This is a genomic window from Blastococcus sp. SYSU D00695 (genome assembly GCF_054050555.1).
This window is the reverse complement of the sequence record NZ_JBJGZP010000006.1, coordinates 99,416-119,360: the sequence shown is the minus strand read 5'-3', so window position 1 is coordinate 119,360 and position 19,945 is coordinate 99,416. Positions and strand designations below refer to the sequence as shown.

Here is a 19,945-nt window from a genome sequence, read left to right as displayed (position 1 = left end):
GGCCGGCCCGTGCCCCCGCGGACCCGGGAGGCACCATGACCGACCTGCTCGCCATCGGCACGCGCAAGGGGCTGTGGCTGGCCCGCAGCTCCGACGACCGCCGCAGCTGGACCCTCGACGGGCCGCACCTGCTGGCGCAGGAGGTGGCCGCCGTGTCGATCGACGCCCGCGGTCCGGTGCCGCGCGTGCTCGCCGGCATCCAGTACGGGCACTGGGGCCCCACCGTGATGCGCTCGGACGACCTCGGCCGCACCTGGCAGGAGACCGAGGCCGGCGCGATCCGCTTCCCCGAGGACACCGGCGCCGCGCTGGCCCGGGTGTGGCAGCTGCGGCCGGACTCCGCCGACCGCCCCGGCGTCGTCTGGGCCGGCTGCGAGCCGCACTCGCTGTGGCGCAGCGAGGACGGCGGCTGCACCTTCTCCCTCGTCCGGGGCCTGTGGGAGCACCCGCACCGGCCGACCTGGGAGCCGGGCGGCGGCGGGGGAGCGGTGCACACCGTGCTGCCCGACCCGGCCTCGGACCGGGTGCTGGTCGCCATGAGCACCGGCGGCGTCTACCTCAGCGAGGACGGCGGCGGCTCGTGGACCCCGCGGAACAAGGGCATCACCGCGAGCTTCCTGCCCGGCGAGCTGCCCGAGTACGGCCAGTGCGTGCACAAGGTCGCCGTCGACGCCGGTGATCCCGACCGGCTGTACGCGCAGAACCACTTCGGCGTCTTCGCCACCGACGACGCCGGGGTCTCCTGGCGCTCGATCGCCGGCGGGCTGCCCGCCGACTTCGGGTTCCCGGTCGCCGCCTCCCCGCGCACGCCCGGCACGGCCTGGGTGGTGCCGCTGGTCGCCGACATGGAGCGGCTGCCGCCGGGCGGCCGGCTGCGGGTCCACCGCACCCGCGACGGCGGGGACAGCTGGACCGAGCTCGGGGAGGGGCTGCCCGACGCGAGCTGGGCCGCGGTCATGCGCGACGCCCTGTGCGTGGACGAGGGCGACCCGACCGGCGTGTACGTCGGCACCCGGGACGGCTGCGTCTACGCCTCGGCCGACGAGGGCGACTCCTTCCGGCTGGTCGCCGCGCACCTGCCCGACGTCCTCGTGGTTCGGGCGGTGCGGCTGCCGTGACCGCCGAGGTCGTGCTGCCGGGCGCGCTGGCCGACCTGGCCGGCGGCGAGAAGCACCTGAGCGTCGACGGGACGACGCTGCGCGAGGTCCTGGACCGGCTGGCCGCCACCCACCCGCTGCTGGACCGGCGGATCCGGGACGAGACCGGGGCGGTGCGCCGCTTCGTCAACGTCTACGTCGACGGCGACGACATCCGGTTCGGGGAGGGGCTGGCCACGCCGGTCGCGGACGGGTCGGTCGTGCAGGTCCTGCCCTCGGTGGCCGGCGGCTGAGCGCGGTCGCCGGCCTACAGGGTGGCCAGCTCCGCGCACTCGGGGCACAGCTGCTCGTCGTCGTAGCCCTGCGGCGGCCACGGGGTCTGCTCGTCGACGGCGACGTACGCGCCGCACAGCGACTTGCGGCTGCGGCCGTTCACCCGGCCGATGGTGGCGTGCAGGGGACCGATCCGGCGGGGCTGCAGGCCGTCGGTGGTCCCCACCGCCCCGACCATCACCACCGCGTGGGCGGTGCCGTACGCGTAGGCCGTCGTCATGTCCGCCAGGGTCGCCACGCGCCGCGGAGCGGGCCGGGACGCGGGTGCGCGTGTCCTCCTCACCCGTCCCAGGCGCTCCAGCCGTCGCGCGGCGGCCCTGTCCCCGGAGATCATCGGCCCCGGAGACCCGGCCCCGGAGACCGTCGACGCGGTGCGGTGGGCGGGACGCCCTCGGTCGCGGAGGCATGGCAGCTTCCCCCACCGTTGCCGGCGACTTTCGGCAGGTCGGCGCCCGGGCCCGCGCCCTCGTCCGCCCTAGCGTCGTCGGCATGCAGAACAGCGCCGACCTCCGTCCCGTCCTCGAGGCCCTGCGGGCCGACGACCGGCCGGCGACGATGTTCGCGCTGCTGGAGCGGCTCAACCCGCGCACCGGGGAGGGCGACGCCGCCGCCTGGCGGCACCGCCAGGTGGAGCTGCTGTCGACGTTCACCCGCGCCCACGAGGGCGGCTACCTGGAGTCGCTGCCGCGCGGGTCGGGGCAGGTCACCGAGACGTTCGCGCTCAGCGCCCGCGGGGTGGAGCTGCTGACCGCCGTGGAGACCACCCGGCCCCTGCCGCGGATCCCCGGCGCGCGCCGCCCGGCGGACACCCCGCCGCCGGCCCAGGAGCGCCGCGACGGCCGCTGGGTGCTCCGCGGCCGCACGTCCGTCCGGATCGGCTGACGGCCCCGCGCGCCGAGACCCCGCGCACCGCGGCCCCGCTCAGCCCAGCTGGGCGGCCACCAGCGGCTCGAGGTGCACCCCGGGCTTGTCCCGCAGCACGCCCATCACCCACTTGGTGGTGAACAGCGCCAGCAGCTCGCCGTCGGCCCGGCGCATCACCTCGGTGCCGCTGCTGGCGGTGATGACCGGCACCGACGCCTCGTCGGTGCGCATGGCCAGCGAGTACGGCAGCGGCTCCAGCGTCACCCGGGCGCCGAACTCGTGCTCCATCCGGTGGCCGGCCACCTCGAACTGCATGGGCCCGACGACGGCGAACACCGGCGCGCCGTCGCCGCGGCGCTCGGAGGTCAGCACCTGGACGACGCCCTCCCCGGCGAGCGTCTCGATGCCCTTGCGGAACTGCTTGTACTTGCTCGTGTCGGCCACCCGCGCGACCGCGAAGTGCTCGGGCGCGAACGTGGTGACCGGCGGGTAGCGGACCGGGCGCCCGGCGTGCAGGGTGTCGCCGACCCCGAGCGCGGCGGCGTTCACCAGGCCGACGACGTCCCCGGGCCAGGCCGTCTCGATGGTCTCCCGGTCGCGACCGAAGACCTGCTGGGCGTACTTGGTGGCGAACGGCCGCCCGGTGGCGGCGTTGGTGACCACCATCCCGCGCTCGAAGACCCCCGAGCACACCCGGATGTAGGCCAGCCGGTCGCGGTGCCCGGTGTCCATGCCCGCCTGCACCTTGAACACGAACGCGCTGAACGGGGCGTCCAGCGGGTTCGGCTCGCCGTCCGCGTCCGGCCGCGGGGCGGGCGCCGGGGCGTGGTCGACGAGGACGTCGAGCAGCTGCCCGACGCCGAAGTTGGAGACGGCGGAGGCGAACAGCACCGGCGTCGTCACGCCGGACAGGAACAGCTCCTGGTCGTGCTCGGCGCCGGTCTCGGCGAGCAGCTCCGACTCCTCCAGCGCCGTCGTCCAGGCGTCGCCCTCCTGGGCCAGCGCGCGCTCGGCGTCCAGCACCTGCTCGGGGGCGATGGTGGCGCCGCCCGCGGTGCGGGTGAAGTGCCGGTAGGTGCCGTCGCGGCGGTCGAGCACGCCGCGGAAGTCCCCGGCGATGCCGACGGGCCAGGTCAGCGGCGTCGGGGTCAGGCCGGTCCGCTCGGTGATCTCGTCCATCAGCGCCAGGGCGTCCAGGCCCGGGCGGTCCCACTTGTTGACCACCGTGATGATCGGGATGCCGCGGTGCTTGCAGACGGCGAACAGCTTCATCGTCTGCGTCTCGAGGCCCTTGGCGGCGTCGACCAGCATCACCGCGGCGTCCACCGCGGTGAGCACCCGGTAGGTGTCCTCGGAGAAGTCGGCGTGGCCGGGGGTGTCCAGCAGGTTCACCACCGCGTCGCGGTAGGCGAACTGCAGGGCGGCCGAGGTGATGGAGATGCCGCGGTCGCGCTCCATCTCCATCCAGTCGCTGACCGTGCCGCGGCGGCCGGCCTTGCCGTGCACCGCTCCGGCCTGGCCGATGACGCGGGCGTGCAGCGCCAGGGCCTCGGTCAGCGTCGACTTGCCGGCGTCGGGGTGGCTGATGACGGCGAAGGTGCGCCGCCGGCCCGCCTCGGCCAGGACCTCGGCCGGCGGGTGCTCGCGGGTGCCGGCGCCGGCCGGTGCGGTGGTGGTCACGGGTGGCTCTCCTGCGGGGCGTCGGGGTGGCCGCGGGGGCCGGACGCCGCGGACGGGACGAGGTGGGACGGGGGTGGACCCGCGGTCGCGCGCCCGGCGTCCCGACGGTCCAGGTTAGCCGCCCGGCGGCCGGACCCGGTCGACGCCGCCGGGTCGCGGGCCGGTCCCGCCGGGCCGGCGCCGTACAAGTCCGTGGCAGGCACGGACAAGGGCGGGAGGTGGGCGAGGGGCAGGCTCGGCACACCGGGCCCGCGCACCGCGGACGGGCCCGCCGAGCGAGAGGGGGTGGCGTGGTGGTCCTGGCCACGTCCGGAGAGCTGCTGACCCGAGCGCGGGCGGTGCTGCCCGGCGGCGTGAACAGCGCCAGCCGGCGGCTGCCCGGGTGCGACGACATCACCGTCGTCGGCACGCGGGGCTCCACCTTCACCACCGCCGACGGCCGCGAGTTCCTGGACTTCCAGGGCGCCTTCGGGGCGACCCTGCTCGGGCACAACGACCCCGACGTCAACGCGGCCGCGGCCGCGGCCGCCCGGCGCACTGACCTCGTCGGCTTCGGGGTCACCGCCGAGGAGGTCGAGCTCGCCGAACGCATCACCGGCCTGCTGCCCAGCGCCGAGCGGGTCCTGTTCTGCAACTCCGGGTCCGAGGCGACCGCGCACGCGGTCCGGCTCGCGCGTGTGGTCACCGGCCGCTCGAAGATCCTCAAGTTCCAGGGTGCCTACCACGGCTGGAGCGACTCGCTGCTCATGAACGGGGTGGGGACGCCCCGGGAGCGGCTGAACACCCCGACCCCGGTCCCCGGTGCGCTGCCCGAGGCCGCCGCGCAGACCGTCGTCGTCCCGTTCAACGACCCCGCCGCCGTCGAGCGCGCCTTCGCCGAGCACCCCGGGGAGATCGCCGGCGTCATCGTCGAGCCCATCCTGCACGCGCTGGGCAACGTGCTGCCCGACGACGGGTTCCACCACGCGGTGCAGCGCATCGCGGCCGCGAACGGCGCGGTGTTCGTCTTCGACGAGGTCGTCACCGGCTTCCGGCACGCGCTGCGCGGCTACCAGTCCCTCATCGGGATCACGCCGGACATCACCACCTTCGGCAAGGCCGTCGGCAACGGCTTCCCCATCGCGGGCGTCGCGGGCCGCGCCGAGCTCATGGACCAGTACGCCACCCGGCCGGGCGGCCGCGCCTTCTTCGGCGGCACCTACAACGGTCACCCCGCCATGGCCGCGGCGGCCGTCGCCTGCATCGACAAGCTCGAGGCCACCGACCCCTACCCGGAGCTGTTCCGGCGCGGCGACCGCATCCGGGCCGGCCTGCAGGAGGTCTACGACCGGGCCGGGGTCAGCGCGGTCGCGGCTGGCTTCGGGTCCTGCTTCAACACCTACGTGATCCCGCAGCGCCCAGTGCGCCGCCACGAGGACGTCCTGGACAACGACGACGAGCTCTACGTCGCCGTGCGCCTGGCCAACATCGAGCGCGGGGTCTTCGAGATCCCGCTGGCGCCCAAGCGCTCGATCATCTTCACCACCCACACCGACGCCGACGTCGACCGCCTGCTGGAGACGACGGAGGAGTCACTGCAGACCGTGCTCGCCCGTCGCCACGGCTGAGCGGCCAGGAGGGACACGACATGGGATCGCTCGAGGGCAAGGTCGCCTTCATCACCGGAGCCGCCCGCGGGCAGGGGCGCAGCCACGCGGTCCGCCTCGCGGAGGAGGGCGCCGACGTCATCGCCGTCGACCTGTGCGCCGAGGTGCCGGGGACGCCCTATCCCGGCGCCACGGCCGAGGACCTCGCCGAGACCGTGCGGCAGGTGGAGGCCCTGGACCGGCGGATCGTCGCCGAGCAGGCCGACGTCCGCGACCTCGCCGCGCTGCAGCGGGTCCTCGCCGCCGGGGTCGGCCAGTTCGGCCGGCTGGACGTCGTCCTGGCCAACGCCGGCATCACCGTGGACCCGCACCCGGCGGACTCGATCAGCGAGGAGTCCTGGGACACCACGATCGCGATCAACCTCTCCGGCGTCTGGCGCACCTGCCGGGCGGCCATCCCGCACCTGAAGGCGACCGGGGCCGGCGGCAGCATCGTGCTGACCGCGTCCACGGCGTCGACGCGGGGCTTCGCCCACGTCGGCGAGTACGTCGCGGCCAAGCACGGGGTCGCCGGGCTGATGAAGACCCTCGCCAACGAGCTGGGCCCCTACGGCATCCGGGTCAACGCGGTCAGTCCCACCCAGGTCGACACGGCGATGATCCAGCACGAGTCGTACTACCGGCTGTTCAACCCCGGCCACCCCGACCCCGGGCGGGAGGAGTTCGCGAAGGCCTCCCTGGCCGGGCACCCGCTCCCCATCCCGTGGGTCGAGCCACGGGACGTCAGCAACGCGATCGCCTTCCTGGTCTCCGACCAGGCCCGCTACATCACCGGGGTGAACCTGCCGATCGACGCCGGGGTCGCGATCCGCTGAGCGGACCGACCGGACCGCGCCGCGCGGTCCGGGCGTTGCGTGACCGGCCCCACTGCCGCAGGCTGCGTCCGGCCGCCCCCGTCTCCGGGGCGGCCGGTGCAGGGACGGCGCCGCGTCGCCACGGGTGTGAGGGGTCTCGGATGACGACGGCAGCGACCATCGGCACGCGAGAGGTGAGCGGGCCGGCCGACGGGGCGCGGATGCGGGCGTGGAGCGCGGCCTACGTGGGCAGCGGGGTCGCCGACGCGGTGTGGATCCCCGAGGAGGTCACGGCCTTCCGCGGCCGGCTGCGGCGGCGGATGGTGCAGGACGTCGTCGTCGTCGACGTCGAGTCCGACCCCTTCGGCGCTCGCTGGACCAGCAGTTCCCCGGCCGCCGGCTACGTCGGGGTCTCGGTGAAGACCCGCATGTTCGCCGAGCGGGTGGTCCTGGGGGACCAGCGGGAGTTCGTCTCCACGACGTCGATGGACGTCTGGGACGCGGCCGTGCTCGTCGAGGCCGAGAGCCTCGACCCGGTCGCGCAGACGATGCTGCTGGTGCCCAAGTCGGCGCTGCACATGTCCAGCAGCTGCTCGCTGCGGCAGGAGGACGTGCTGCGGGAGGCCGACGCCGGCCTCCTCGCCGTCCTGCGAAGCGTGGTCCTCGCCGTCGCGGCCAACGCCGACCGCTTCGACGCCGCGGCCGCGGCCGCCGCCCGGGGTGCGGTCGTCGACCTGCTGCTCGGCGTGGTGCGCGACCGGCGCCAGCCGTCGGGGGCGGCGGTCAGCGAGGCCATGCGCCTGGCGGTCTGCCGCTGGGTCGAGGAGAACCTGGCGACGGGGAACCTGTCCGCGGAGCGGGCCGCCGAGGCGCACAGCATCTCCGTGCGCTCGCTGCACCGGCTGTTCGGCGACTCGGGCGACAGCTTCCAGTCGCTGGTGCGCCGCCGGCGCCTGGACCGCGCCGGCCGGGACCTGCTGCAGACCGACGACGCGGTCCAGGCCATCGCCATGCGGTGGGGCTACTCCGACGCCAGTCACTTCACCAACGCGTTCAAGCGGGCCCACGGCAGCACGCCGCTGGCCTACCGCAGGGCGCACCGCACCCCCTGACGGCCGCCCGGCGGCGGGACGGACGACGACGGACCGACCACGGTCCGCGACGCCGCGCGCCGGAGAGCGGAACCGGCCCTTGAGCGTTCCCCGTCGCGGGGAGCAGGGTCCGGGCCGTCCTGAGAACCGATCGACCACGGGGGCTGCTCGAGGGAGAGACCCATGAGGCGATGGAAGGGTGCCGCGGTCGCGGCGACCACCCTGGCGCTGGTGGTGCCGGCGACGGCTGCCAGCGCGACCGGCGGGGGAGGCGGGGCGGCCGACGACGCGGTGGAACCCGTCGCGGAGGGCCTGCAGGGGCCGCGCCAGATCGACGCCTACTACGAGGGCCACCTGCTGGTGGCCGAGTCCGACTCCGCCGAGATCTCCGCGGTCCACCTGCACGACGGGCGGGTGGAGACCGTGGCCACGCTCGGTGCGCCGGGGACCGTCAACCCGCAGGGCGTCGGGTACGAGCCGGGCACGATCGTCGTCGCGCTGGGCGAGACCGGCGGCGGCCCGGAGGAGGGCCCACCGCCGCCGATCTCCCTGCCGCCGGAGGGCACCCCGCTGCCCACCTGCCAGGACACCGGCGGGCTCCCGCCCGGCCCGGGGCTGGTCGCGCTGGACGCCTACGGCGTGCCCGTCTGGTCCTGCGACCTGCTGCTGTACGAGCTGCTGGTCAACCCCGACGGCCAGAGCCAGGTGGACGAGCAGAGCGTGCCGGTCGACTCGCTGTCCAACCCGTACGCGGTGCTGGTCGAGCACGACCGCGTGTTCGTGGCCGACGCCGGGGCGAACGCCGTCCTCTCCGTCGACCGCGCCACGGGCGAGATCAGCACGTTCTTCGTGCCGCCGCTGGTGACCACGGGCGCGTGCGAGGGCGCGGAGAACAACCCGGCCGCCCCCGGCTACGAGGCCACGGTCGGGTGCGACCCGGTGCCCACCGGCGTCGTCCGCGGCCCTGACGGCCTGCTCTACGTCAGCACGCTGGGCGCCCTCACGCCGGGCGCCGGGCGGGTCTACGTGCTGGACGACTGGGGCAACGAGGTCGGCCGCATCGAGGACCTCAACCCGATGACCGGGATCGCGGTCGGCCACCACGGCACCGTCTACGTGTCCGAGCTGTCCGGCGACACGCCGGCCTTCCCGCCGCCGACCGAGCCGGTCGGCCGGGTCGTGCGGATCACCCCGGACGGGGAGCGCACCTACGCACCGGTCCTGCTGCCGCAGGGCCTGGAGATCCTCGACGGGTCGCTGTACGCCGCGGCCGGCAGCCTGATCCCCGACGGCGGCTCGATCGTGCGGGTCGGCGAGGGCGCCTTCGCCGCCGCGTGAGGTGGCCGGGCGCCGTCGGGAGACGGCGCCCGGGACGGCGAGAGGCCCTGGCCGGGGAACCGGCCAGGGCCTCTCTCGTGGGGTGAGTGACGGGGCTCGAACCCGCGACACCCAGGATCACAACCTGGTGCTCTACCAGCTGAGCTACACCCACCGCGTGCCCCCGCACCGGCCGCTGTCGCGGCGTCGTCGCGGGAACCGGGGCAACGATACCCGAGCCGCTCAGCCGCCCGGCGTGGCGGGCGGCGGCGTGCCGGGGGAGCCCGCGGGCGGGGTGGCGTCGCCGGCGGCGAGGACGGCGGCGAAGGCCTCGGTGACCTCCCCGGCCGCCGCCTGCGCCTGCGTCGACGACGGGCCGGCGCCGTCGACGAACAGCGTCCGGCGGTAGTAGGCCAGCTCCCGGACCGACTCGATGATGTCGGCCAGCGCGCGGTGGGCCAGGCCCTTGGCCGGCTGGGCGAAGTAGACGCGGGGGAACCAGCGCCGGGCCAGCTCCTTGACCGAGGAGACGTCGACCATCCGGTAGTGCAGGTGGTCGTCGAGCTCGGGCATGTCACGGGCCAGGAAGCCGCGGTCGGTGCCGATCGAGTTCCCGCACAGCGGGGCGCTGCGCCGCTCGGGCACGAACCGCTTCACGTAGGCGAGCACCTGCTGCTCGGCCTCGGCGACGGTGAGCGTCGACGCCCGGACGGCGTCGGTCAGCCCCGACTTGCGGTGCATCTCCTGCACCACGTCGACCATCCCGGCCAGTGCCTCGTCGTCGGCGTGGATGACCAGGTCCAGGCCCGGGTCCAGCACGTTGAGGTCGGAGTCGGTGACCAGGACGGCCACCTCGATCAGCCTGTCCTTCTCCAGGTCCAGGCCGGTCATCTCGCAGTCGATCCAGACCAGGTGCCCCGCGCTCTCCGCCACGGGGCAGGACCCTACGCACCGTGCGTCCCGCCCGCCCCGCCTGCCCGCCTCTACCGCACGCGCCGCGACAGGACCACTCGGAGGGTCGGATCCGGGCCCTCCCGCAGCTAGGCTCGCCATGCCCCCACCCCGATCTGCAGGGAGCACCCCCGTGCCCAGCTCTCCTCCCGCCCGCGCGGTCCCGCCGGCCCCCGGGACGCTGTCGGCCGCCGTCCGCTCCCCGTTCGCGACGCTGCGGTGGTTGTGGCTGGCCTACATGACCCCGGGCCGGCCCGGCCGCGCGACCACCGAGCAGGAACTGCGGTGGATCTACGCCGCCTGGCTCGGGGCCTTCCTGCTGAAGATGCTCGGCTCGTCGTGGGACGTGTCCTGGCACTTCAAGTGGCTGCGCGACGACCTGGCCCCGCCGCACCTGCTCAACTCGGTCGGCACCGCCGTCGTCGTCGGGCTCGTCGTCTTCCACAGCTACAGCGGCTACGGCGTCGACCGCCGCGCGCTGCGCCTGATGCAGGTCGGCATCGCGACGTTCCTCGTCGCCATCCCGATCGACATCGTCAACCACCGCATCAACGGCCTGGACATCACCAGCTGGAGCCCCAGCCACGCCCTCCTGTACCTCGGGACGGCGATCATGCTGGCGGGCGCGATCCGCGGCTGGTGGCTGTACGCGGCCCCGGGCCGGGTGCGCGACCTGGTCTCGCTGGGGCTGTGGCTGTTCTTCGTCGAGAACGTCGTCTTCCCCAACCAGCACCAGGAGTACGGCGTCCTGTCGCTGCGCGCCTACGAGGCCGGCGACACCACCGCCGAGCCGCAGCTGCTCGACTTCGCCGCCTCCCAGGGCCAGACCCCGACGATGTTCATGCTGCCGGTGCCCTCCTGGGTGCACCCGGCGTGGATCGTCTGCGCCGGCCTGCTCGCCCTCGTGGTCGCCCGGAAGGTCGTCCGGCTGCGCTTCACCGCCACCGCGGTCGTCGGCGTGTACCTCGCCTACCGCGCGGTGATGTGGCTGCTGCTGGTCGGCATGGGCTTCCCGGCCTCGGTGCTGCCCCTGGTGATGCTGGTCGGCGCCCTGTGCATCGACCTGGCGGTCACCTACGGCCTGCCCGGGTGGAGCGCCGCGCCGATCACCGCCCTGGCGGTCTACGGGGCGGGGTGGCTGCAGGACGCCGCCGACCTGCTCCCGCCGTGGAACTGGACCTGGTGGTCGATCGCCCTGGTGACGGCCTCCTTCACGGTCCTGTGGACGGCGGTCGACGTGATCGCGCGCAGCGGCTGGTTCGCCGCGTGGCGCGCGCCGGTGGAACCCGGCGCCACGGGGACCGCGATGCCCGCCACGGCGGGCGGCGCGTCGCTGCGCTGAGCACCGGACCGACCCGTCACATGACGTAGCGTCGGGGCCTGCCCTGCCCGGCGGCTGCCGTCCGCCCGCCCCGTGGTGCCCGCGAGCACCGGCGCCCCTGACCCCGACCCGCCGGAGGACGACGACGTGCTGGCCCTGACCCCCGAGCCGCTGCAGACGGCCGGGGAGCGCGCCGTCTTCGCCGAGCTGGCCCGGTGGGACACCGGCGGCGCGGTGCGCTCGGCGGTCGTCGCGTCGCTGCCGCTGGCCGACGGGCCGAGGGGTCGGCGCATCAGCGACGCCGTCCTGTTCGTCCCCGAGGGCCTGGCGGTCGTGCGCATCGCCGAGGTGCCCAAGCAGACCGGGGTGGTGACCGCGGTCCCCGAGGGCGCCTGGAGCATCGCGCCCGACGCGCGGCCCGGTGAGGTGCTGCAGATCGCCGGTGGCGGCTCCTCGCCGCTGGACGGCCTCATGCGGGCCGGCATGGAGGCCGCGGTCAGGCTGCGCCGGGCCGGCCTGGAGCCCGGCCGGATCGCCCGCCTCACCGTGCTCGTCGGGGACCTCACCGGCCTGGTCCCGGCCGACGGCGACCTCGGCGAGGGCGACCAGGTGGCGCTGCTGGAGTCCCGCTCGCTGCTGCTGGGCATCGCCCGCGCGGCGCGCTACGCCGGCGTGGACAACCCCCGCCTGTGGACGACGGCCGACGTGCGGACGGCGCTCGAGGTGCTCGGCATGCCCGGTCGCGGCCCGTCGGTGGAGGAGCTCAACGGCGAGGGCTTCCCCTACTCGCCCTACGTGCTGCGCCGGCGGGAACTGCTCGCGCCCGCGGCCATGAACGCCGCCTCGGCCGCGGCGCCGCCGGCCGCCTACCCCGCGCCGATGGGCGCCCCGCCCGTGGCGCCGGTGACCGGAGGGTTCGTCGCCCAGGGCCCCGGCGGGCCGCTGGTCGACCCCGCCGCGGCCGCCGCGGTGGCCGCGGCGGCCATCCGCGCCGACGAGGCGGCGGCCGCGCACCAGGCCGCTGTCGCGGCCTCGCGCGACGCCGCCGTCCGGGACGCCGCGCCGCAGCCCGCCCCGGCCACGCCCTTCGCACAGCCCGCCGCCGCGCCGCAGTACGCGCCCGCCGGGCAGTACGCCGCGCCACCGGCCGCGGCCGCACCGCCGACCGCCCCGGCGTGGGCGCCGTCGGTGTCCTCACCGGTGTCTTCCCCGTCCTCGCCGTCCTCGCCGTCCTCGCCGGCGGAGCACCCGGACGAGACCGACGGCATCGGCGGGCTCTTCGGGAGCTCGGAGACGACCGACCCCGGCGCGCCGTCGGCACCGCGGACCCTGGTCGGCCCCACCGTCGGCGTGACCGAGCAGGGGCGCGAGCGCTCCTCCGCCGGGCGGTCGTCGTCCGGGCGGTCGTCGTCCGGGTCGTCGTCGTCCGGGTCGTCGTCGTCCGGGTCGTCGTCCGGGTCGTCGTCCGCCGCCTCGTCGCCGGCGCCCGCGGCCGGTGAGCGGCCGGCCGGCATGCCGCTGGTCGTCGCCCGCCGGCGGCCGGAGCGCACCCGGCGGCTCCTGCTGCTGGCCGCGGCCGTCGTGGTCGTGCTCGCCGTCGTCCTCGGGACGGTGCTGCTGTCCGGCGGCGACGACCCCGCCGGGAACCGCGACGCGGCCCCGGACCCGACGCCGACGTCGAGCGCGCCCGCCCCGGCCGACGGCCCGCAGCCGGGCGACACCGCCGAGCTCGACGGCACGGTGTTCACCCTGGAGCGGCTGGAGGTCGACGACAGCTGCGCCGACCACGCCTACGGACGGGTGGCCGGCTTCTTCGCCGCGACCGACTGCCGCGGCCTGGCGCGGGGGCTGTGGTCGGCCGACGTGGACGGCGCCCCGGTCGTCGTCTCGGTGGCCGCGGTCGACATGGGCGACGAGCGGCTCGCCGACCAGCTGCGGACGCTGGCCGACACCGACGGCAGCGGCAACGTCAGCGACCTGCTGCGCGAGGGGGTGCGCTACCCCGGCGGCCCCGATGGGCTGTCCGGCGCGCAGTACGCCAGCGCGGTGGGCGACGACACCGTCGTCACCATCGTCGAGACCGCGTGGGTGGCGGCGCCGGGACCGTCCTCGGCGCTCGACACCCTCGCCGGCACCGCGCTCGCGCTGGAGATGCCCCACCCCAGCCGCTGACGGCGCCCGAGGCATGGGAGGCCATCCCCACGTCCTCGGCGCCCGGATGAGGGGAAGGCCTCCCATGCCTCGGGCGGGTCAGGCGGGTCAGGCGGTGGCGGCGGACTCCGCCATCGCGGTGAGCAGCTGCGCCATCCGCGCGCGGGGCAGCCGGCCGGCGCTGTGCGGGGTGGAGTTGACCAGCCCGAACACCGCGTGGGCCCGCGCCCGGCAGGCCTCCACGCCCGCCGCCGGGTGCAGGGCGGTGAGCACGCCCACCCACACCTCGACGTAGCGCCGCTGCAGCCGCCGCACCTCGTGCGCGTCGTCGTCGGCGAGGCCGGGCAGGTCGCGGTCCTGCACCGTGATCAGCGCCGGGTTGTCCAGCGCGAAGTCGACCTGGAAGGCGATGAGCGCGCGCAGCTGCGCCAGCGGGTCCGGGCCGGCCGCGGCCACCTCGGCGGTGGCGCCGGTCAGCAGCCGCTCGCTGATCCGCAGCAGCATCTCGGCCAGCATCGCGTCCTTGCTGGCGAAGTGCCGGTAGATCGCCGGGCCGGTCACGCCGACAGCCGCGCCGACGTCGTCCACCCCGACCGCCCGCGCGCCGCGCTCGGCGAACAGCTGCGCGGCCGCCCGCAGGATCTGCTCCCGGCGCGAGGGCCGGCTCGCGTCGGCGTGCAACGCGGTGTCCGACAGCGTGGTGTGGGACAGCGTGGTGTCGGAAGGCGTGGTGTCGGCGGGCGCGGTGTCGGCCGGCTGTGGTCTCGCGGGGCGCTGCTCGGTGTCGGCCGGGGTCACGGCGGGGATGTTAACCGTCGTTTGCGGAGCCTCGTGAACCGTCGTTAACATCCGGCCCGTGGACGCCCCCGTGCTGAGCCGCAGCGCACCGACCGACCCCGACGCGGCCGCCCGTTCCGCCGCGGCCCACCGCGCCCTGGTCGCCGACCTCGCCGCGCAGCTCGCCCGGGTCGCCGAGGGCGGCGGGGAGCGGGCCCGGGAGCGGCACGTCGCCCGCGGCAAGCTGCTGCCCCGCGAGCGGGTCGACGCCCTGCTCGACCCCGGCAGCCGGTTCCTGGAGCTCTCACCGCTGGCCGCGCACGGCATGTACGACGGCGACGCCCCGGCCGCCGGCATCATCACCGGCGTCGGGCGGGTGGCGGGTCGGGAGTGCGTCGTCGTCGCCAACGACGCGACCGTCAAGGGCGGCACCTACTACCCGATGACGGTGAAGAAGCACCTGCGCGCGCAGGAGGTGGCGCTGCAGAACCGGCTGCCCTGCCTCTACCTCGTCGACTCCGGCGGGGCGTTCCTCCCGCTGCAGGACGAGGTGTTCCCCGACCGCGACCACTTCGGCCGGATCTTCTACAACCAGGCCACCCTGTCCAAAGCGGGCATCCCCCAGCTGGCCGCCGTCCTCGGGTCGTGCACCGCCGGCGGCGCGTACGTGCCGGCGATGAGCGACGAGGCGGTGATCGTCCGGGAGCAGGGCACGATCTTCCTCGGCGGCCCGCCGCTGGTGCGCGCCGCGACCGGGGAGGTCGTGACCGCCGAGGACCTGGGCGGGGGAGACCTGCACTCCCGGGTCAGCGGGGTCACCGACCACCTCGCCGACGACGACGCGCACGCCCTGCAGATCCTGCGCCAGGTCGTCGGGACCCTCGGGCCGCGCCCGCCGCGCCCGTGGGACGTCGAGCCGGCGGAGGAGCCGCTGCACCCGCCGGAGTCGCTGTACGAGGTGGTGCCGACCGACCCGCGCACCCCCTACGACGTCCGCGGGGTCATCGCCCGGCTGGTCGACGGCAGCTGGTTCGCCGAGTTCAAACCGCTGTACGGGCCCACGCTGGTGACCGGTTTCGCCCGGCTGCACGGCCACCCGGTCGGGATCGTGGCCAACAACGGCGTCCTGTTCGGGGAGTCGGCGCTCAAGGGCGCGCACTTCGTCGAGCTGTGCGACCGCCGCGCCGTCCCGCTGCTGTTCCTGCAGAACATCACCGGGTTCATGGTCGGCCGCGACTACGAGGCCGCCGGGATCGCCAAGCACGGCGCCAAGATGGTCACCGCCGTCGCCTGCGCGCGGGTGCCCAAGCTGACCGTCGTCATCGGCGGGTCCTTCGGCGCCGGCAACTACTCCATGTGCGGCCGGGCCTTCTCGCCCCGCTTCCTGTTCACCTGGCCCAACGCGCGCATCTCCGTGATGGGCGGCGAGCAGGCCGCCTCGGTGCTGGCCACCGTCCGCCGCGAGGCGTTCGAGGCCCGCGGCGAGCAGTGGTCGGCCGAGGACGAGGAGGCCTTCACGGCCCCGATCCGCGAGCAGTACGAGGAGCAGGGGCACCCGTACCACGCCACCGCCCGGCTCTGGGACGACGGCGTGATCGACCCCGCGCAGACCCGCACCGTGCTCGGCCTGGCCCTGTCGGCCTGCGCGAACGCGCCCCTCGAGGACGTCGGCTACGGCGTCTTCCGGATGTGAGGACGCCGATGTTCGAGTCCGTCCTGGTCGCCAACCGGGGGGAGATCGCCGTCCGGGTGGTCCGCACCCTGCGCGCGATGGGCATCCGCTCGGTCGCCGTCCACTCCGACGCCGACGCCGGCGCGCTGCACACCCGCGTCGCCGACGTCGCCGTCCGGCTCGGGCCCGCACCGGCCGCCGAGAGCTACCTGTCCGTCGAGCGGGTGGTCGAGGCGGCGGTCCGCACCGGGACGGAGGCGGTCCACCCCGGCTACGGCTTCCTGTCGGAGAACGTCGACCTGGCGAAGGCCTGCGCGGCGGCCGGCCTGGTCTTCGTGGGACCGCCGGTCCCCGCCATCGAGGCGATGGCGGACAAGATCCGCGCCAAGCAGACCGTCATGGCCGCCGGCGTCCCGGTCGTCCCCGGCCGCACCGAGCCCGGCATGGACGACGACGCCGTCGCCGCGGCCGCCCTCGAGGTCGGGTTCCCGGTGCTGCTCAAGCCGAGCGCGGGCGGCGGCGGCAAGGGCATGCGGGTGGTCCGCGACGCGTCCGAGCTGGCCGACCAGATCGCCGCCGCCCGGCGCGAGGCGCGCGGCTCCTTCGGCGACGACACCCTGCTGGTCGAGCGGTACGTCGGCGCCGCCCGGCACGTCGAGGTGCAGGTGCTCGGCGACACCGCCGGCACCGTCGTCCACCTCGGGGAGCGCGAGTGCAGCCTGCAGCGCCGGCACCAGAAGGTGGTCGAGGAGGCGCCGTCGCCGCTGCTGTCCCCGGCGCAGCGCGCGACGATGGGCGCCGCCGCCGTCGAGGCCGCCCGCGCGGTCGGCTACACCGGGGCGGGCACGGTCGAGTTCATCGTCGACGGCGAGCGACCCGACCAGTTCTTCTTCCTCGAGATGAACACCCGGCTGCAGGTCGAGCACCCGGTCACCGAGGCGGTCACCGGCCTGGACCTGGTCGAGTTGCAGCTGCGGGTCGCGGCCGGTGAGCCGCTGCCGTTCGGGCAGGACGACGTCCGGCTCGACGGGCACGCCATGGAGGCGCGCGTGTACGCCGAGGACCCGGCCCGCGGGTTCCTCCCGCAGAGCGGCACCGTGCTCGCGCTCGGGGAACCCACCGGCCCGGGGGTGCGGGTGGACGGCTCGCTCGCCCCCGGTTCCGTCGTCGGCACCGACTACGACCCGATGCTGGCGAAGGTGGTCGCCTGGGGGCCGGACCGCGAGGCGGCCCGGACCCGGCTACTCGCCGCGCTGGCCGGCACGCAGGTGCTCGGCGTCCCGACCAACACCGCCTTCCTGCGGGCGCTGCTCGCCGACCCCGACGTCGCCGCCGGACGGCTCGACACCGGGCTCATCGAGCGCCGCGGCGAGGCGCTGACCGCGACCGCGGAGGTGCCCGGGGAGGTGTACGCCGCCGCCGCGCTGGCGCTGCTGCTGGAGGCCGAGCCGGCCGGCGCCGTCGTCGACCCCTGGGACGTGCCCGACGGCTGGCGCCTCGGTGAGCCGGCCTGGACGCTGCGCCGGCTGCAGGCGCCCGGCCGCGAGCCGGTCGAGGTACGCGTCCGCGGCCGGTCGGCCGACGCGCAGGTGCGCGTGGGCGAGGGCGGCGCCGTCCCGGCCCGCGCACACCGGAACGGCGACGAGCTGTCGGTGACCGTGGACGGGACGACGGCGCGGTACCGGCTCGCGCACGACGGCGGCACGGTCTGGCTCGCCGGCGGCGGGCACACCGTGGCGCTGCGCGAGCAGGAGTGGCTGCACGCCGAGGTGGCGGAGCGCACCGGCGGCGGGGTGGTGACCGCGCCGATGCCGGGCACGGTGACCGTCGTCCGCGCCGCGGTCGGGGACGCGGTCGAGGCCGGCGCCCCGCTGCTGGTCGTCGAGGCGATGAAGATGGAGCACGTGCTGACCGCCCCGGTCGCGGGGACGGTCACCGAGCTCCCGGTGACGGCGGGCCGACCGGTCCGGCTGGACGAGCGGGTGGCGGTGGTGACCCCGGCGACCCCGGCGTCGGCCGTCCCTGGCGAGGGGGAGTGAGCGCGGTGCTGGACTACCGGCTGGACGAGGAGACCGAGGCGCTGCGGACGACGGTCCGCGAGTTCGCCCGCGAGGTCGTGGCCCCGCAGATCGGGGAGTTCTACGAACGCGACGAGTTCCCCACCGCGATCGTGCGGCAGATGGGCGAGCTCGGGCTGTTCGGCCTGCCCTTCCCCGAGGAGTACGGCGGGGGCGGTGGCACCTACTTCGACCTGTGCGTGGCGCTGGAGGAGCTGGCGCGGGTGGACAGCTCGGTGGCGATCACGCTCGAGGCCGGGGTGTCGCTGGGCGCCATGCCGATCCACCGGTTCGGCACCGAGGAGCAGCGGCGGCGCTGGCTGCCGCGGCTGTGCAGCGGGGAGGCGCTGGCCGCGTTCGGCCTCACCGAGCCCGGCGGCGGCTCCGACGCCGGCGCCACCCGCACCACGGCGACGCTGGACGGCGACGAGTGGGTGGTGAACGGCAGCAAGGCGTTCATCACCAACTCCGGCACCGACCTCACCGAGCTGGTCACCGTCACGGCGGTCACCGGCACCCGCGCCGACGGCGGCAAGGAGATCTCGGCGATCGCGATCCCCTCGGGCACGCCGGGGTTCACGGTCGGCAAGCGCTACTCGAAGGTCGGCTGGAACGCCTCGGACACCCGGGAGCTGTCGTTCGCCGACGTGCGCGTCCCGGCGGCGAACCTGGTGGGGGAGCGGGGCCGCGGGTACGCGCAGTTCCTGTCGATCCTGGACGAGGGGCGGGTCGCGATCTCGGCGCTGTCGGTGGGGCTGGCGCAGGGCTGCGTCGACGAGTCGGTGAAGTACGCCGGCCAGCGGGAGGCGTTCGGCGGGCCGATCGGCCGCAACCAGGCCGTCCAGTTCATGATCGCCGACATGGAGGTGCGCGCCTCCACCGCGCGGCTGGCCTACTACCGGGCCGCCGAGCGGATGCTGCGCGGCGAGCCGTTCCGCCGCGAGGCGTCGATCGCGAAGCTCTACAGCTCCGAGGTCGCGATGGAGAACGCCCGCTACGCCGCCCAGGTGCACGGCGGCTACGGCTTCATGAACGAGTTCCCGGTGGGCCGCTTCTACCGCGACGCGAAGGTCCTGGAGATCGGCGAGGGCACCAGCGAGGTGCAGCGGATGCTCATCGCCCGCGAGCTCGGCGTCGGCTGACGGAGGTCCCCGGCTACGCCGTCACGTCGATCAGCACCTTGCCGACGACGCCGTCCTGCACGGCGCGGTGGGCGTCGGCGGTCTCGGCGAGGGGGAAGACGTGCAGCGGCAGGCCGGCGTCCTCCCCGACCCGGACCGCCCCGTCGAGCACGGCCGCGTTGACGTCCTCCACGCCGATCACCTTGGCGCGCTCGGGCTCGGTGTAGACGAGCACGAACGCCCACCGCGCGTTCGGGCCCATCTGCGAGCGGACGGGGATGGTCACCTCGGCGCCGCCGTCGTCGGCGTACATGGCGACGGCGCCGTGCATCCCGACGACCTGGGCGTCGACGGCGGCGTTGCGGGCGGCGGACACCTCCACGATCGCGTCCACGCCGCGCGGCGCCACCTTCCGCACCTCGGCGACGACGTCCTGCCGGCGGTAGTCGACGACGTGCGAGGCGCCGGCGGCCGCGGCCAGCTGCGCCTTGCGGGGACTGCTCACGGTGGTGATCACGGTGGCGTCGGCCCAGCGGGCCAGCTGGATCGCGGCGTTGCCGACCGCCCCGGCGCCGCCCTGGACCAGGACGGTGCGCCCGGTCAGCGCCCCGGGGCCCAGGCGGTCGGGCACGGCCCCGCCCAGGGTCAGGCACCGGTGCGCGGTGAGGAACGGGATGCCCAGCGCCGCGCCCAGCTCCGCCGGCGCGTCGGGGCCGAGGAGCACCGCCTGGCGCAGCGGGACGACGGTGTGCTCGGCGGCGGTCCCGTGCGGGCGCTGCCAGGCCGCCTCCCACACCCAGACCCGCTGGCCGAGCACCGCGGGGTCCACGCCCTGCCCGACGGCGTCGACGGTGCCGGCGCCGTCCTGCCCGGGGACCTGCAGGCCGCCGGCCGGGGGCGTGCCCTCGCGGGCCTTCCAGTCGGTCGGGTTCACGCCGGCCAGCGCGAGCCGGACCCGGACCTCGCCGGGGCCGGGGTCGGGCACGGGGACGTCGCTCAGGCGCAGGACCTCGGGGCCGCCGTTCCCGGCGTAGGTGACCGCTCGCACCCCGGGCCCCTACCCGGGCGGTGAC

17 protein-coding genes and 1 tRNA gene are annotated in these 19,945 nt (G+C 75.7%); 12 read left to right on the top strand and 6 right to left on the bottom strand.

The features are described 5' to 3' along the window. Positions 1-35 precede the first annotated feature (35 nt). On the top strand, positions 36-1,118 hold the full coding sequence (locus ACI781_RS06190) for a WD40/YVTN/BNR-like repeat-containing protein (protein ID WP_456565200.1): 1,083 nt from the start codon (positions 36-38) through the stop codon (positions 1,116-1,118). Next, on the top strand, positions 1,115-1,390 hold the full coding sequence (locus ACI781_RS06185) for a ubiquitin-like small modifier protein 1 (protein WP_456565199.1): 276 nt from the start codon (positions 1,115-1,117) through the stop codon (positions 1,388-1,390). The genes ACI781_RS06190 and ACI781_RS06185 overlap by 4 nt, the downstream gene beginning before the upstream one ends. Before the next feature lie 14 nt (positions 1,391-1,404). Here ACI781_RS06185 and ACI781_RS06180 read toward each other — a convergent pair whose 3' ends face one another. Next, positions 1,405-1,650: a hypothetical protein gene (locus tag ACI781_RS06180; RefSeq protein WP_456565198.1), complete on the bottom strand. Its 246-nt coding sequence runs from the start codon at positions 1,648-1,650 to the stop codon at positions 1,405-1,407. Positions 1,651-1,919: 269 nt separating this feature from the next. Between ACI781_RS06180 and ACI781_RS06175 the strand changes: the two genes are divergently transcribed. Next, positions 1,920-2,312, top strand: a complete 393-nt coding sequence (locus ACI781_RS06175; RefSeq protein WP_456565197.1) for a hypothetical protein — start codon at positions 1,920-1,922, stop codon at positions 2,310-2,312. A 39-nt stretch (positions 2,313-2,351) separates the two neighbouring features. Here ACI781_RS06175 and ACI781_RS06170 read toward each other — a convergent pair whose 3' ends face one another. After that, on the bottom strand, positions 2,352-3,974 hold the full coding sequence (locus ACI781_RS06170) for a peptide chain release factor 3 (protein ID WP_456565196.1): 1,623 nt from the start codon (positions 3,972-3,974) through the stop codon (positions 2,352-2,354). 290 nt (positions 3,975-4,264) lie between these two features. Here ACI781_RS06170 and ACI781_RS06165 point away from each other — a divergent pair, with 290 nt between their 5' ends. The 4 genes from ACI781_RS06165 to ACI781_RS06150 all read left to right on the top strand — a co-directional run bounded on the left by ACI781_RS06165 (position 4,265) and on the right by ACI781_RS06150 (position 8,843). Beyond that, a complete protein-coding gene (locus ACI781_RS06165) occupies positions 4,265-5,581 on the top strand; it encodes an aspartate aminotransferase family protein (protein WP_456565195.1) in 1,317 nt (438 codons plus the stop codon). 20 nt (positions 5,582-5,601) lie between these two features. Then, positions 5,602-6,435, top strand: coding sequence for a mycofactocin-coupled SDR family oxidoreductase (locus tag ACI781_RS06160; RefSeq protein WP_456565194.1), 834 nt, complete (start codon positions 5,602-5,604; stop codon positions 6,433-6,435). 140 nt (positions 6,436-6,575) lie between these two features. Further along, on the top strand, positions 6,576-7,526 hold the full coding sequence (locus ACI781_RS06155) for a helix-turn-helix transcriptional regulator (protein WP_456565193.1): 951 nt from the start codon (positions 6,576-6,578) through the stop codon (positions 7,524-7,526). 162 nt (positions 7,527-7,688) lie between these two features. After that, on the top strand, positions 7,689-8,843 hold the full coding sequence (locus ACI781_RS06150; protein ID WP_456565192.1) for a ScyD/ScyE family protein: 1,155 nt from the start codon (positions 7,689-7,691) through the stop codon (positions 8,841-8,843). 78 nt (positions 8,844-8,921) lie between these two features. On the opposite strand, the gene ACI781_RS06145 is transcribed toward ACI781_RS06150, so the two are convergent. Then, positions 8,922-8,997 (bottom strand) — tRNA-His (locus tag ACI781_RS06145). Between the two features lie 68 nt (positions 8,998-9,065). Beyond that, on the bottom strand, positions 9,066-9,755 hold the full coding sequence (orn, locus tag ACI781_RS06140; protein WP_456565191.1) for an oligoribonuclease: 690 nt from the start codon (positions 9,753-9,755) through the stop codon (positions 9,066-9,068). 151 nt (positions 9,756-9,906) lie between these two features. On the opposite strand from orn, the gene ACI781_RS06135 reads away from it, so the two are divergent. Together ACI781_RS06135 and ACI781_RS06130 are read left to right on the top strand one after the other, a co-directional pair. Next, positions 9,907-11,115: a hypothetical protein gene (locus tag ACI781_RS06135; protein WP_456565190.1), complete on the top strand. Its 1,209-nt coding sequence runs from the start codon at positions 9,907-9,909 to the stop codon at positions 11,113-11,115. Between the two features lie 126 nt (positions 11,116-11,241). Next, the gene (locus tag ACI781_RS06130; protein WP_456565189.1) at positions 11,242-13,266 is read left to right on the top strand and encodes a hypothetical protein; all 2,025 of its coding nucleotides are present in this window, start codon (positions 11,242-11,244) and stop codon (positions 13,264-13,266) included. Between the two features lie 87 nt (positions 13,267-13,353). On the opposite strand, the gene ACI781_RS06125 is transcribed toward ACI781_RS06130, so the two are convergent. Then, positions 13,354-14,043: a TetR/AcrR family transcriptional regulator gene (locus ACI781_RS06125; protein WP_456565188.1), complete on the bottom strand. Its 690-nt coding sequence runs from the start codon at positions 14,041-14,043 to the stop codon at positions 13,354-13,356. Between the two features lie 58 nt (positions 14,044-14,101). On the opposite strand from ACI781_RS06125, the gene ACI781_RS06120 reads away from it, so the two are divergent. Genes ACI781_RS06120 through ACI781_RS06110 form a run of 3 tightly spaced genes read left to right on the top strand, consistent with a single transcriptional unit; the run spans position 14,102 to position 18,893 of the window. Next, a complete protein-coding gene (locus ACI781_RS06120) occupies positions 14,102-15,715 on the top strand; it encodes a carboxyl transferase domain-containing protein (RefSeq protein ID WP_456565187.1) in 1,614 nt (537 codons plus the stop codon). An 8-nt stretch (positions 15,716-15,723) separates the two neighbouring features. Beyond that, positions 15,724-17,733 carry an ATP-binding protein gene (locus ACI781_RS06115; protein WP_456565186.1) on the top strand — a complete coding sequence of 670 codons (2,010 nt, stop codon included), beginning with the start codon at positions 15,724-15,726 and terminating at the stop codon, positions 17,731-17,733. After that, complete coding sequence (locus tag ACI781_RS06110) at positions 17,730-18,893, top strand: acyl-CoA dehydrogenase family protein (RefSeq protein WP_456565185.1); 1,164 nt, start codon at positions 17,730-17,732, stop codon at positions 18,891-18,893. The genes ACI781_RS06115 and ACI781_RS06110 overlap by 4 nt, the downstream gene beginning before the upstream one ends. Before the next feature lie 13 nt (positions 18,894-18,906). On the opposite strand, the gene ACI781_RS06105 is transcribed toward ACI781_RS06110, so the two are convergent. Then, on the bottom strand, positions 18,907-19,920 hold the full coding sequence (locus tag ACI781_RS06105; RefSeq protein WP_456565184.1) for an NADPH:quinone reductase: 1,014 nt from the start codon (positions 19,918-19,920) through the stop codon (positions 18,907-18,909). Positions 19,921-19,945: the final 25 nt, after the last annotated feature.

Coding starts and splice junctions, on each gene's coding strand:
- ACI781_RS06155 (WP_456565193.1), top strand. CDS start 6,576: ATGACGACGGCAGCGACCATCGGCACGCGAGAGGTGAGCGGGCCGGCC.
- ACI781_RS06115 (WP_456565186.1), top strand. CDS start 15,724: ATGTTCGAGTCCGTCCTGGTCGCCAACCGGGGGGAGATCGCCGTCCGG.
- ACI781_RS06190 (WP_456565200.1), top strand. CDS start 36: ATGACCGACCTGCTCGCCATCGGCACGCGCAAGGGGCTGTGGCTGGCC.
- ACI781_RS06180 (WP_456565198.1), bottom strand. CDS start 1,650: ATGACGACGGCCTACGCGTACGGCACCGCCCACGCGGTGGTGATGGTC.
- ACI781_RS06175 (WP_456565197.1), top strand. CDS start 1,920: ATGCAGAACAGCGCCGACCTCCGTCCCGTCCTCGAGGCCCTGCGGGCC.
- ACI781_RS06150 (WP_456565192.1), top strand. CDS start 7,689: ATGAGGCGATGGAAGGGTGCCGCGGTCGCGGCGACCACCCTGGCGCTG.
- ACI781_RS06160 (WP_456565194.1), top strand. CDS start 5,602: ATGGGATCGCTCGAGGGCAAGGTCGCCTTCATCACCGGAGCCGCCCGC.